Below are 13,215 nucleotides of genomic sequence, written 5' to 3' on the forward strand. Positions count from 1 at the left end.
GCACACGGGACGGCGCCCTCTAGCGGCGCCTCCGCGTTCCGCGCCTGAACCCGCACCACCGGTGACGGCGCACACGGGGTGCGGGTCCGGGCTCGTAAGCCTCTGGCGCCGGTAGGGCGCAGGCCCGTTGTGCCCACCCGTTCCGCCCCAGCGGAACGATTGCCCACAACGGGGGGTGGTGGCCGTTGGGGGTGGGTGCCGCCCCGGCGGAGCGATGGCCCACAACGGGGGTGGTGGCCGTTGGGGGTGGGTGCCGCTCCGGCGGAGCGATGGCCCACAACGGGGGTGGGCGCGGCCCGCGACGGCGGCGTGGTGGCGTTACGTCTGGGCGTCCTCCGGGGCCGGGGTGGGGGTTTCGGAGGGGACGGGGAGGCGCCGGCGGCGGCGGTGTTTGAGGAGGGCCCAAGGGGCGCGGGCGCCCGTGACCTCGGTGCCCGCCTCCCGTGCCGCCTCCGCCGCCGCCTTCGCCACCGGCAGCATGTTCTCCCGGCGGGCGGGCTCCAGGCGGTCCGTCTCGGGCCAGACGCCCAGGGAGGCGCAGAGGGTCGGCAGGACGGCCATCGCGGCCGTGGCGTACCCCTCCGCCGAGGGGTGGAAGTTGTCGATCCCGAACATCTCGCGCGGGTTGGCCGCGAACTCGGGGCCGAGCAGGTCGCCCAGCGACACCGTCCGGCCCCCCTGCTCGACCACCACGATCGTCTGCGCCGCCGCCAGCTGCCGCGAGGCCCGCCGCGCGAGCCAGCGCAGCGGCTGGTAGACCGGCTCGATCGTGCCGAGATCGGGGCAGGTGCCGACGACCACCTCCGCGCCCGCCGTCCGCAGCCTCCGCACGGCCGAGGCGAGGAACCGTACGGACTCCGTCGGCGGCAGCCGGTGCGTCACGTCGTTCGCGCCGATCATGATCACGCACACGTCCGGGGGCCCGAGCGGCTGCGCGAGCAGCAGCGAGACCTGCCGCTCCAGGTCGTCCGAGCGCGCCCCCGAGAGCGCCACGTTCCGCAGGACCACCGGCCGCTCCGCCACCGCCGCGAGCCCGGAGGCGAGCAGCGCGCCCGGGGTCTGACCCGAGCGGCGCACCCCCTGCCCCGCCGCCGTGGAATCACCCAGAAGGGCCAGCCGCAGCGGATCGTCCGTGCCGAACGCCCGGCCGTAGAGGCCGTCCGCCACCGGCGGCAGCGGTGCCGGCACGCCGTAGACCGAGCGCTTCGCGAGCTGCGCCTCGGCCAGCAGGAGGCCCACCGCCGCCACCCCGATCAGCCCGATGCTCCCGCCGCCGTACGCCGCACCCGCCGCGATCCGCCGCGCCACCCTCGCCCTCGACATGGGGCCGTCACCTCCTTCAAGCCGTTCAGGGTGTAACTGCCCCGTAACCCGCTCCGACTACGCATACGCTGGGCCCACCATTACGGAGACCCCGGAGATTACGGTGCAATTCCACGACTCGATGATCAGCCTCGTCGGCAACACCCCGCTGGTGAAGCTCAACAACGTCACAGCGGGCCTTCAGGCGACCGTCCTGGCCAAGGTCGAGTACTTCAACCCCGGAGGCTCGGTCAAGGACCGGATCGCCCTGCGGATGATCGAGGCGGCCGAGCAGAGCGGCGAACTCAAGCCCGGCGGCACCATCGTCGAGCCCACGTCCGGCAACACCGGCGTCGGCCTGGCGATCGTGGCCCAGCAGAAGGGCTACAAGTGCATCTTCGTCTGCCCCGACAAGGTGTCGCTCGACAAGATCAACGTGCTGCGGGCCTACGGCGCCGAGGTCGTCGTCTGCCCCACGGCCGTCGACCCCGAGCACCCCGACTCGTACTACAACGTCTCGGACCGCCTCGTCCGCGAGACGCCGGGCGCCTGGAAGCCCGACCAGTACTCGAACCCGAACAACCCGCGCTCGCACTACGAGACGACCGGCCCCGAGCTCTGGGAGCAGACGGACGGGAAGATCACCCACTTCGTCGCGGGCGTCGGCACCGGCGGCACCATCTCCGGCACCGGCAACTACCTCAAGGAGGTCAGCGGCGGGAAGGTGAAGGTCATCGGCGCGGACCCGGAGGGCTCGGTCTACTCGGGCGGTTCCGGCCGTCCGTACCTGGTCGAGGGCGTCGGTGAGGACTTCTGGCCCACCGCGTACGACCGCAACGTCACGGACCGGATCGTCGCGGTGTCCGACAAGGACTCCTTCCAGATGACCCGCCGCCTCGCCAAGGAGGAGGGCCTCCTCGTCGGCGGTTCCTGCGGCATGGCCGTCGTCGCGGCCCTGGAGGTCGCCAAGGAGCTCGGCCCCGACGACGTCGTCGTCGTGCTGCTCCCGGACTCCGGCCGCGGCTACATGTCGAAGATCTTCAGTGACGAGTGGATGGCCGGCCACGGCTTCCTGGAGGACACCTCCACCGCCACCGTCGCCGACGTCCTGCGCCACAAGGAGGGCGTCATGCCCTCCCTCGTCCACATGCACCCGGACGAGACCGTCGGCCAGGCCATCGAGGTGCTGCGCGAGTACGGCGTCTCCCAGATGCCCATCGTGAAGCCCGGCGCCGGCCACCCCGACGTCATGGCCGCCGAGGTCGTCGGCTCGGTCGTCGAGCGCGAGCTCCTCGACCACCTCTTCACCCAGAAGGCCTCCCTGGAGGACCCGCTGGAGCAGCACATGAGCGCGCCGCTGCCGCAGGTCGGCTCCGGCGAGCCGATCGCCGACCTGATGGCCGTCCTCGGCGAGTCCGCCGACGCGGCGATCGTGCTGGTCGAGGGCAAGCCGACCGGTGTCGTGAGCCGTCAGGACCTGCTGGCCTTCCTGGCCGGCGGCGGCGCGAAGTAAGGCCCGGCGCGAGCCGTACGAAGCAGTTCGTGCGAATGGTACGAGGGCGACACGTACCCGCAGCACCGGCTTAACACGCGTCCGGCACATTGGTGTCCGTCGGCGTCACGGACTTCCGGAGCGGCTCCCGGGCCTCCACAGACGCCGCGGACGCGGTGACCGGCCCTGACCCGGGCCCGTGTCCCTCGCGGGGACCGCCGTCGTCCCGCCCCCCGGCAACGGGGGTGCGGCGGTCCCCGCGCCAACCGCTTCGCACGACGCCGACGGGCCTCCCGCTCACGCGAGGGGCCCGTCGGCATGCGGAGGGTGTCGGGCTACCGGTAGATGTCCACGACCACACGGTTCGGCTGCGTGAGGGTGAAGACGTTGTAGCGCGACGAGGGGCCGAGGGAGATGCCGAAGTCGACGTACCCCTCGTAGTCGCCGAGGGCCTGTATGCCCTTGAGCACGGGCAGGTTGGGCTGCTGGAGCGTCGGGCTGGTGTAGGTCGGCTGGCCCGCGTCGTTGAAGGTGTGGGCCCCGAAGAACTCGAAGAACAGGTACGACGTCCCGGGGGTCGTCAGGTGCTCCGTCTGCCCGCTCCCTCCGACGGAGTACCTCCCGTCGGTGTTCTTCCACGTCTTGACCTGGGGGAGACCGTCCGCGGTGAAGTCGAACACGAGGCGGTCGTGGTCCGGGTAGGTCGCGTACCTGGTGGCGGTGACGCAGGTGGGGGTGCACGTCGTGGTCACCGAGGTGGCCGCGGCGGGAGCCGCCGAGGCGGTGGGCGCGGCGAGCAGGCCGGTGAGCAGGGCCGTGGCCAGGGCGGCGGACGTCCGGGCGAGGCGGGGCAGGGTGAGAGCCATGTCTTCTCCTTCTCGTTCTTGCGGTGTGTTCCTGGTGGGCGTTCTTGTCCCTACTGGGCGATGAGGACGGCGGCGACGAAGAGGGCCACCGGCGGGAGGGCGAGCCCGGCCGCCATCGCCCAGCCCATCCGGCGGGAGGTCCTCGCGCCGACCAGGGCGCTGAACGCGCCCATGAGGACGACGTAGAGGGCCAGTGGGAACACGATGTAGCCGGCTGCCATGTCGGCCGCCTTTCCTCGGAGGCCGGGTGGCCGTCGTGCGACGGCCACCCGGTGTGTCGGGACGCGCTACGGCGTCAGGTTGTCGGTGAAGCCCTTGGCGGGTTCGTCGCAGTGCACGACTCCCGCGGGGCGCTTGTCCGGGCCGTCACCGATGAACGGCACGGGCGCGTCGACGGTCCAGGGATTGCCGCCGCTGCCGCGTTCGGTCACGTCGCACTTGCCGTAGGCGTTGCCGTTCCCGGAGATGACCGGCATGTTGGAGAAGTTCTTCCAGTCGCCCCGCTTGATCGGGCCGTTGGACGGGCGGCCGAGGTTGTCGGTCATCCGGCCGTCGATGTACAGGTACAGGTCGGGCATGTAGCTCTGGTAGACGATGCCGTTGGCCGGGATCGCGTCGCGGTTGTCGGCCAGGTGCGTCGGCTTGACGCTGCCGTCGGCGCAGAACGCCGCGGCGATGTCCTGCCAGATCGGCGGGGCGTTGCCGATCTGGCTGCCGAAGGTGTTCACTCCGCCCGAGTTCTTGAAGAACATCGAGTAGACGTCGCCGGCGAAGTCCTTGATGCCCTGGTTCATCTCCGGGTGCGCGTTGACCTTGTCCACCCACGCCTTGACGTTGTCGTTGATGTACCGGTTGGAGATCATCGGCCGGTAGCCGTGCACGCCGCCGCCTACCGCGCGGAAGTCCACACAGGTGTTGTCGGCGTTCAGCCTGCCTCCGCGCAGATGCGGGAAGAACGCCTGGCCCGGCGTGTCGCCGTCCGCGTACGGCTGCGAGGTCAGGGTCCGGCCGTATTCCAGGGCGTCGTACGTCGTGTAGTCGATGTACGGCTTCGGGATCCCGTAGTCCGCCTCGATCGCCTTCATGAGGTTGGTGACGAAGTGGGGCAGGTGGGCGTTGCCGACACGGACGCGGTAGCCCGTCGACTCGCTGCCGGGGACGATCTTCCCCGTGGCGGCGTCGACGATGAAGGTGACGTCCACCTCGCTCTTGATCTTGTAGCTGTTGTCGCCCTGGAGGGCGACGTCGGCGGAGAGCGCCGGGTCGGGCCGCTGGTTGGACATGGCCATCCACACCGGGATGGACATGGCGGGAGCCGAGCCGTCCGTGGTGGGGGTGTGCCCGCCCGCCTTCACGTCCTCGTACCACCGCTGGGCGGCGTCGTAGGTCTGCTGGCCGCTGCACTCGCCCACCGGAGTGGCCGAGGGGCAGCGTGCGCGCCAGGTGATGCCGTACTTGTCGGCCTCGGGGTTGTCCCAGCGCGGTCCCCGGTAGGAGAGCCCGATGGCCCAGTCGTACAGGGTGTTCATCGTGCGCAGCGGGGTGTCGATCTCCGCCGGGATGCTGGAGTCGAGGTTCTGGTTCGGGTCGAAGATCGCCGCGGCGGTCAGGGAGCGCTCGACGAACCTGCCGTTGATCGGCTCGACGGCGACGGCGTCGAACGCGATGTCCTGGTCGCCCGTCCCGTCCGGGGTGATCGTGGACAGTGACACCTTCGGCTGGCCGTTGAACATGTACCCGCCGATGGAGACCCAGCGGTTGGCCGAGCCCTTCTGGTCGACGACCCGGGTCTTGGCCCCCTTGGCGGTGTGCACCGTGTACGTGGCGTACTTGGTCTGCGCCCCGTGGTCGGGCAGGTGCACCCAGACCCTGGCCGGTCCGTTGACGGTCTCGTTCAGCGTCCAGGTCCCGGTCATCTTCAGGCGCTGGCCCTTGATGTCGTCCTTCCGGGTGTGGCCGAAGTAGAAGTGGCCGCCGAAGCCCGCGCCGAGCTGGTGCAGGTCGATCTTGGCCGGCCACTTTACGTAGCAGAGCGAGCAGTCGGTCTCGCCGTCACCGAAGTCGAGCGAGAAGGTGCCCTTGTTGGTCCAGCCGCTGTTGTCGCAGCCGGACCTCACGACGGGCGTGCCGCCCGGCAGGTCGTCGATGACGCGGGCCGCGGCGGGGAGTCCCGAGGTGGTACAGAGGGGCGGATAGGCGGTGCCGTCCGCCTCTTCGGCCCAGGTGACGGGGAAGCGGGTGAAGTCGTTGCCGCAGGAGAAGTCGCAGTCGGACTTCCACTGGACGGGCTGGTTCCACCAGCACTTGAAGTCGGTACGGGTACAGGGCCCGGTGAACGCCGAGTTGCTGGCGCCGTCGCTGATCTTCGCCGGGTCGCAGCTGTTGGCCGCGGTGCAGAACAGACCCTCCGGGGGCTTGACCTTCGCGCGGTTCTGCATCGCCGAGCCCGCGACGGTGGCATCGCCGGCGGTGCCGTTCCACCAGGCCGCGCGGAAGGCGGGGACCATCGTGCCGGGCGACTCCAGGAAGGCGGGCGGGTGCGCGGCGAAGCCGAGGACCTTCTCCTGGTAGGGCCAGTCCTGCGGGTGGGCGGCGTCGGCGGCGTCCTCGTTGCCGAGCGGGTCCTCCATGAAGGGGGAGCGGCCGGCGTCCCATTCGGGGTTGGCGGGGTTGTTGGCCCAGCCGACGCCCCAGGGCTGTCCGGTGCCCGGGTTCTCGTAGAAGCCGGAGTTGTAGGACCAGAGGGCGAAGGCCCAGTTCTCGAGCTTGGCGGGGTTGCCGTTGTTGACCTTCAGGCCGGCACGGCGGGTGGTGTTCCACTTGTCGGCGAGGATCTGCAGGCCGGCGGCGACGTTGGCCGTGTAGTCGAGGGCGACGGCGCGCTGCTTCTGGTAGTCCCAGGCGGTGCCGCCCTTGCCGTCCTCGCGGCCCGCGAGGCGCATGTGGTCGGTCACCTGGGTGATGCCGTAGCCGCAGTCTGCTTCGGCCCAGTCGATGTTCCAGTCGTTCTGGGAGTTCCCGTCGTACAGGTCGATGCCGTAGTAGTTGCCGATCAGCGGGTTCCCGGTGACGCCGGGGACGGCGACGCGGGACGCCTGCCACATGTTGGATTCCTGTGCGGTGACGCCGAGCATCACCTGCGCGGGTATCGTGCCGCCGCCTTCGAGGACGGGCGCGGGGAAGAGGGTCTGCGGCTGGTACGCCGGCATCCCGAGGTTCTTCCAGTTGGCGGGGCGGCTGATGTGGTTGTTGAGGACGCCGCGGATCGCCTGGTCGACGGCCCACTCGACCTGGCGCGGCTTGGGCTGCATGGCCTGGTTACGGGGGTCGTTGCGCGGGACGGAGCAGACGCGCTCCGACTCCACGATCTCGTTGCGGCTGCCGACGGCGCTGGTGGTGGCGAGCGCGCCGCTCTCCCCGCCGGCGGCCCGCGATCCGGTCTGCCCGCCCGCGGAACGCGGTCCGGCCTTCGAGGAGCGGGCCGCGGCGGAGCCCTTGCCGCTGCCGGCCGGTGCCGCCAGGGCCGGTGAACGCTCGGCGCCCTCGGCGATGTGGACGCCGGCCCGCTTGCCGGGCGCCACGGTGAATCCGGCGGTTCGCCGGCTGTCCAGGGCGGTCAGCTTCACCGACACCGGACGGACCGCGGTGGGGTCGTCGTAACGGATCAGCTGCCCTTGGCCGTCGGCCCAGCCGGTCTCCGTGAGCGCGGCCTCGCCGAGCGTGGACACCCGGGTGGTGCGCGGCGTACGGCCGAGGGACTTGACCGTACGGGGGAGCCGGACGCCCGCGAGGGGCTCGGCTGTGCCGGTGAGGAAGACCGTGCCGGCGGCGCTGCGGGTCAGACCGGTGTCGGTGAGCGGTCCCTCGGCAAGCAGCGCGGCCTTGGCGCGCCGGGCGTCCGGGGCGGAGATCCCGGCCGCGGAGATCCGCTTGGCCCGCGTCTTCGCGCCGGTGGCGGGGGTCTTCCCGGACCTCTTGTCGAGGGCCTTGTCGAGGAAGACGACGCCGCCGTCGGCGTCGGGGGTCAGCCGGTACGGAGTGCCGTCGGTCCGTACCAGGGACGTCTGGCCGCCCCGGGAGTCGATCCGGACGAGCCGCGCCCCGGTCGCTCCGACGATCGAGCCGTCCTTGACCGGCACGGAGGAGGTGACCTGGCCCGGGGTCTCGATCGCCTTCGACAGGCGCCCGGTGGCGGCGTCCAGGGCGACCAGGCGGGTGGCGGCCTTGTCCTCGCCGCCGGACTGGGTGAGCACGGCCTTCTCGTCGACGCCGCAGCCCGGGTTGTAGTGCGACAGCGACGCCTGGAGGTTCAGCTTCGTGACGGCGCCCGTGGCCAGGTCGACCACGGCGGTGAAGCCGCCGCGGGCCATCAGCTGCGGCTCGTTCGTGAACGTCCGGGGGGCGTAGACGACCACGGCGCGCTTGCCGGACCCGGTCACGCAGGCGTTGCCGATCCACGCGTCGGTGTCGAAGCCTGGCTCCGACAGCGTGGCGGTCGTCTGCCAGGTGTAGCCGTCCTTCTCACGTGCGGTGAGCAGGTGGAAGCCCTGCGCGTCACCGCTCGTCGTCCACGCGAGGTCCCCGGACCGGCGGTAGTCCGAGCCCAGTACGGCCGCTCGCCGGTCGGCGGGCACGGAGTCCGGGCGGTTCGGCTCCGCCTTCGGCGCGGGCTCCGGCGTGAGGGTTCTGGGGGGCGCTTCCGCGGCGGTCGGGCCACCCTCGGCCCAGGCGTACGCCGGTAACAGCCCTCCCAGCACGGCCCCCGCGGCCAGCGCGGCCAGCGGGGCGCGCGCTCTTCTGCCTGTTCGCAACACAGCTCCTACGTCAGGTTCTTCGCCTCGCGCCGACCGGCGCGAGCAGGTTCCCGGGGCTGGAGGCGCGGCACTGCGCTCGAACGAGGTGTCGGTGCTGACGGTGTCCGCCGTCAGGGAACGGGCCGTGAGCGATCCGACGGCGAACTCGGTGATACAGGGCGCCCCCCGGGCCCCGCTTCCGGCAGCGGTCACGCGCCGGACGCGACAGAACGTAGGGGGCCGTCAGGCAGCGGACCAGGTCGGGCGAGTGGAATCTGTCAGGTCCGCGCAGGGGCAGTGGGTCTTGTCACACTTGCTCAAGTGGCTTGAAATTAAAAACGCTTGACGAATCCCTTCCGGATTGCCCAGCCTCTTCTTTCGCAAGGGCCCGGCAATGACGAGGCGTACCGCTTGTCATGCGTCAACGACTTTTCCCTGGGGGGATTCTCATGCGATTCGGATCCGTAATTCGTTCCTACGGAGCGCGCGTGGCCATCGGCGCCGCGGCGGTCGGTCTGCTGACGGCGGGGGTCGCCGCCCCGGCATCCGGCGAGGAGTCGGCCACGCGTTCCGTCGCCGCCGTCAGCGCGGTGAAGGACGCGCGCCAGACCGGCACCGGCCCGCTCGCCAGGGTCGGGGGTGTGCCCATCTCCGCCATGGCCGACAGCGCCACGCGCAAGATCGCCGAGGCCTCTCCTCAGGCGGTCACGGCCACGGCGAACCTGTGCGGCACCGGCTACAACCTGCAGTACGCGGAGCAGCTGCCGACCTCGACGCAGCGCCTGGGGACGCTCTTCACGTACCAGACGAACGTCGAGCCCTTCAACGCCTGCGCGATCTTCGACAACAACACGGGCACCACCAAGTGGATGAAGCTCAAGCTGTGCCCGAGCAGCCTCAGCGGCGCCTGTGTCACGGACGAGGGCAATTTCAGCCAGTACGCGGGCCCCGTCCGCCTTGCCGACGGCTGGTGCTCCCGGGTTACCGCGCTCATGAAGAACTCCAGCGCGTCCACCACCTACCTGATTAACCGACAGCTCACGATCAGGTGCGACTGACGGGAATCCGCGGCGCCCGTTCCGGGGATTCCCGGCGTGACGCCCCGTTTCGCACGGCGGCACCGGGCCCCCGCTTCGGCGGGGGTCCGGTGCCGTGCGTCCGTCCGTGATCGGGACTTCCCGGGGGATACCGCACCCGGCCCGATATGCATATCCTTATGCAGAGGCTTTGCGGATGAATAGGTGAAAGGGGGCGGCATGAGCGACAGCCCGGCCGGTCGGCTGCAGGCGCTCTTCGAGGGGCACCGGCTGACGCCGACGCAGCGGCGGATCGCCCACTCCATGGTCCGGCGCGCCGGCGACGTGCCCTTCCTGTCCAGCGTCGAGCTCGCCGAGCTCGCCGGGGTCAGCCAGCCCTCCGTCACCCGCTTCGCCGTCGCCCTCGGCTTCGACGGCTATCCGGCGCTGCGCAAGCACCTGAGGGAGAGCGTGCCCGCGGCCGCCGAGGAGGCCTCGGGCCTCAACGAGTACCAGCAGGCCGTGCTCGCCGAGATCGAGAACCTCCGGCACCTCGCCGGACTCCTCGCCGACCCCGCGCCCGTCGAGCGGGCCGGGCGGATCCTCGCCGCGTCCCGGACGCTGCCCGTGCTCGGCCTGCGGGCCGCCTCCTCGCAGGCGCGGGGCTTCGCCTACTTCGCCGCCAAGGTGCACCCCGACGTCCGGCTCCTCGACGAGGGCGGCTCGATGCTCACGGACCGGATCGACGCGGCCGTACGGGCCGGGGCCACGGCCCTGCTCTGCTTCGCGCTGCCCCGGCACCCCAAGGAGGTCGTCGAGGCCCTGGAGTACGCGCGGGCGGCCGGGCTCACGGTCGTGACCGTCGCCGAGTCGGCCTTCGCGCCCGTCGCCGCCCACAGCGACCTGCTGATCCCGGCCGCCGTCGGCACCGGGCTCGCCTTCGACACCGCCTGCGCGCCGATGCTGCTCGGCCGGGTCCTCCTGGAGGCCATGGCGGACGAACTCCCCGACGCGCAGGCGCGTCTGGAGGAGTTCGACACGAAGGCGGCGGCCCGGGGCCTGTTCGTCGAGTAGCCGCCGGGCCGGGTGGCCGCCGGGCCGGGTGGCCGTCAGACTTCGAGCTCGGCCTCGATCTTCTTCAGCTGGTGGCGGGCCATCGCCAGGTTCGCGCGGTTCTTGTCGAGCGCCAGGTAGAGGAAGAGGCCGTTGGTGCCGCGCCCCTTGAGCAGCCGGATCAGGTGGTACTGGGAGCCGAGGGTGATCAGGATGTCCTCGATCTCCTCGTTGAGCCCCAGCATCTCCATCGCCCGCACCTTGGCGCGGACGACGTCGGTGTTGGCCGCCGCGGCCATGTTGAGGTCGAGCTCCTTGCCGCCGCCGATCGTGCCGAGCGCCATGCCGCTGGTGTAGTCGACGAGGGCCGCGCCGATCGCGCCGTCGATCGTGGTCGCTTCCTTGAGGGAGGTCTCGGTGTTCGCCATGGTGTCGTACTTCCTTCTCGGTGTTCGGGACTCTGTGTCAGTTCAGGTCTTTGCGTTCCAGCGCGCTGTCGACTAGTTCCCCTATCCGGGCGCCGGACCTGCGGGCCTCCAGGTGGAGCCGCCCCACGTTGATCCGGGGTTCGGCGAGCAGCGTCAGGACGGCCGCGCTGCCCGCCGCGTACGTCGCCACATAGCCGTTGTCGCCGCGTACGAGCAGCTCGCGGAAGCGGCCCTGCCCGGTGGTGTCGGTCAGCCGCTGTCCGACGCCGAGCGCCGCCGCGGTCAGCGCGGCCACGGTCTCCGCCTCGCCGTCCGCCGTGTCGTGGGCGAGGACCAGCCCGTCGGCGCTGGCCGCCAGGGCTCCGGTGAGCTGGGGCAGCCGGGCCCGCAGCCGTCTGAGCTCGCCGAGGACCTCGGCTTCTGCCGTCATGAGCTGTCTCCTCTCGGCGCGCATGCGCAGGGCACGCCTCATCACAGGTGTGCCTCCAGGGCGTCACGGAGCCGGCGCAGCAGGGCGATGTCGGGATCGGCCACCGGCGGGACCGGTAAGAGCGCCGGCGGTGGCGGTACGGGGTCGGGTTCGGGTTCGGGCGGAGTCCGGACGAGCCCGGCGGCGGCGAGGCGCCGCACGTCGAGGAGCGTGTGGAAGGCGGGCCGGCCGAGCAGCCGGGCCAGCTCCGCCGGGGTCCGCTCCCCGTCGGCGGCGGCGAGCAGCGCGCGCTGCCGGGCGCCCACGGTCTGGCCGGGGGCGGCGGGGCGCGGCACGACGGGGGCGGTGTCGACGGAGGCGTACGGCCAGACGGCGTCGAGGAGTTCGCGGCGGCGGACGGTCTCGCGCTCGACGGCCTCGGCGGAGACCGGGCGCACCGTCCCGAACCAGTGCCCCACCCCGTACCGGAAGCGGGTCGGCCCGCTGGTGGGGGAGAGGGCGAAGAAGGCGGCGTCGAAGACGGCGCCGAGGTGGCAGATCTCCAGTTCGCCGCCGTGGACCCGGCCGCTGTCGACGAGGAAGCGGCCGACCGCGCGGTGGGCCCCGGCCCGGTCGACGGCCTCGTCCCAGCCCTCGCGGGGCAGCCGGCCGCCGGTGGTGAGGAGGACGTCGACGCCGGGCGCGGCGGGGGACTCGGCGTGCACGACGCGGCCGTCGACGAGGTAGAGCGTGCCGTGGTCGCGGAGCAGGGCGCCGGTGGCCTTCTCGGCGGCGAGCCGGACCAGCATCGGGGAGACGCTCATCCCAGGACCAGCCTGTCGGCGAGGTCGCGGAGCCGGAGCCGGGCGAGGGCGAGGTTGCCGGAGTCGCGGTCGAGCCAGAGGTGCAGGAAGACGCTGGAGTCGAAGGAGGTCTCGACGAAGCGGAGGACGTGGTAGCCGGCGCGGGTGGTGACGATGAGGTCCTCGACGGGCGGGCCTTCGGTCCCTCCGGAGGTGAAGGAGTCGAACTCGGCCGCCGCGCGGGCGAGTTCGGCGGTCTCGGCGGCCGTCGTCTCGTGGTCTCCGACCGGTGAGTCGCCCGCCGTGCCGAGTGCGAGACCGCTGGTCCAGTCGACCAGGGAGGCGCCCCGGGCCCCGGGCAGGGCCATGGCCTCGATCAGGCACTCGTCGATTCCGGGCACGCGGATTCCCCTCCCGATGCGGCGTGCGGACGTGCGGCAGTGACGGTGACGCTACTGAACGTTCCGGCCCCAGGGAGGCGTTCTGGCATTTTCCATCGGAACATGCCGCTGTCTGACGCGAATTGATCCGGAGGGGTTCGGATCAGCCGTGCGACTCCACGGCGCGGGCGATGTCGGACAGGTCCTTCGCGAGGGCCTTCGCGACCGCCTTCGCCCCGAAGCGGGCGAGCAGCCGGGCGAGGAGCCCCGGGGCGCGGCCGGCGGCGGGCCGGGCGGAGAAGGCCATGCGCAGGGTGGTGGACCCGGCGCCGTCGGGCGTCAGGGTGAGCTCGGAGACGTAGCGCATGCCGTGCGAGTCGGCGACCGTGACGTACCGGTCGGGCGGCTCGCACTCGGTCACGGTCATCTCCTCCGTGGCCTCCTTGCCCAGCATCCGCCGGGTCTCGCGCCAGCGCGTGCCCACCGCGAAGCCGCCCTCGGTGAGCACCTCCACCCGGTCGACGCCGGAGAGGAGGCGGGGCATGTCCCGCAGGTCGGTGATCGACTCCCAGACCCGCCCGGGGGAGGCGGCGACCCGGCGTTCGACGACGACGGAGGTGGTGGCGTCCGTGCGCGTTCCAGTCATGTCCTCATCGAAGCCGGGCCGCCTCCG

General features: G+C 71.8%; 12 protein-coding genes. 3 read left to right on the top strand and 9 right to left on the bottom strand.

Annotated features, from left to right (window positions below):
- Positions 1-318: 318 nt before the first annotated feature.
- On the bottom strand, positions 319-1,323 hold the full coding sequence (locus ACH4TP_RS38235; protein WP_389227996.1) for an SGNH/GDSL hydrolase family protein: 1,005 nt from the start codon (positions 1,321-1,323) through the stop codon (positions 319-321).
- A 103-nt stretch (positions 1,324-1,426) separates the two neighbouring features.
- Here ACH4TP_RS38235 and ACH4TP_RS38240 point away from each other — a divergent pair, with 103 nt between their 5' ends.
- Complete coding sequence (locus tag ACH4TP_RS38240) at positions 1,427-2,815, top strand: cystathionine beta-synthase (protein ID WP_389227999.1); 1,389 nt, start codon at positions 1,427-1,429, stop codon at positions 2,813-2,815.
- A gap of 314 nt (positions 2,816-3,129) precedes the next feature.
- On the opposite strand, the gene ACH4TP_RS38245 is transcribed toward ACH4TP_RS38240, so the two are convergent.
- From ACH4TP_RS38245 to ACH4TP_RS38255, 3 genes are all read right to left on the bottom strand, one after another.
- A complete protein-coding gene (locus tag ACH4TP_RS38245; protein WP_398192457.1) occupies positions 3,130-3,660 on the bottom strand; it encodes a hypothetical protein in 531 nt (176 codons plus the stop codon).
- Between the two features lie 50 nt (positions 3,661-3,710).
- Complete coding sequence (locus ACH4TP_RS38250) at positions 3,711-3,881, bottom strand: hypothetical protein (RefSeq protein ID WP_398192459.1); 171 nt, start codon at positions 3,879-3,881, stop codon at positions 3,711-3,713.
- 66 nt (positions 3,882-3,947) lie between these two features.
- Positions 3,948-8,471: a hypothetical protein gene (locus ACH4TP_RS38255; protein WP_398440499.1), complete on the bottom strand. Its 4,524-nt coding sequence runs from the start codon at positions 8,469-8,471 to the stop codon at positions 3,948-3,950.
- Between the two features lie 470 nt (positions 8,472-8,941).
- Between ACH4TP_RS38255 and ACH4TP_RS38260 the strand changes: the two genes are divergently transcribed.
- On the top strand, positions 8,942-9,511 hold the full coding sequence (locus ACH4TP_RS38260; protein ID WP_398440500.1) for a hypothetical protein: 570 nt from the start codon (positions 8,942-8,944) through the stop codon (positions 9,509-9,511).
- 198 nt (positions 9,512-9,709) lie between these two features.
- Entirely contained in the window at positions 9,710-10,543 is an 834-nt protein-coding gene (locus tag ACH4TP_RS38265; RefSeq protein ID WP_389228002.1) for a MurR/RpiR family transcriptional regulator, read from the top strand.
- A gap of 35 nt (positions 10,544-10,578) precedes the next feature.
- On the opposite strand, the gene ACH4TP_RS38270 is transcribed toward ACH4TP_RS38265, so the two are convergent.
- The 5 genes from ACH4TP_RS38270 to ACH4TP_RS38290 form a co-directional block, all read right to left on the bottom strand.
- The gene (locus ACH4TP_RS38270) at positions 10,579-10,950 is read right to left on the bottom strand and encodes a hypothetical protein (RefSeq protein WP_398192465.1); all 372 of its coding nucleotides are present in this window, start codon (positions 10,948-10,950) and stop codon (positions 10,579-10,581) included.
- A 37-nt stretch (positions 10,951-10,987) separates the two neighbouring features.
- On the bottom strand, positions 10,988-11,380 hold the full coding sequence (locus tag ACH4TP_RS38275) for a roadblock/LC7 domain-containing protein (RefSeq protein ID WP_398192466.1): 393 nt from the start codon (positions 11,378-11,380) through the stop codon (positions 10,988-10,990).
- Positions 11,381-11,421: 41 nt separating this feature from the next.
- Complete coding sequence (locus ACH4TP_RS38280) at positions 11,422-12,183, bottom strand: transcriptional regulator (RefSeq protein ID WP_398440501.1); 762 nt, start codon at positions 12,181-12,183, stop codon at positions 11,422-11,424.
- A complete protein-coding gene (locus tag ACH4TP_RS38285; protein WP_398440502.1) occupies positions 12,180-12,563 on the bottom strand; it encodes a hypothetical protein in 384 nt (127 codons plus the stop codon). Before ACH4TP_RS38285 ends, ACH4TP_RS38280 begins: the two co-directional genes overlap by 4 nt.
- 142 nt (positions 12,564-12,705) lie before the next feature.
- On the bottom strand, positions 12,706-13,188 hold the full coding sequence (locus tag ACH4TP_RS38290; RefSeq protein ID WP_398192472.1) for an SRPBCC family protein: 483 nt from the start codon (positions 13,186-13,188) through the stop codon (positions 12,706-12,708).
- Positions 13,189-13,215 lie beyond the last annotated feature (27 nt).

The sequence above is a fragment of the Streptomyces sp. NPDC021012 genome (assembly GCF_044333355.1).
GTDB lineage: Bacteria > Actinomycetota > Actinomycetes > Streptomycetales > Streptomycetaceae > Streptomyces.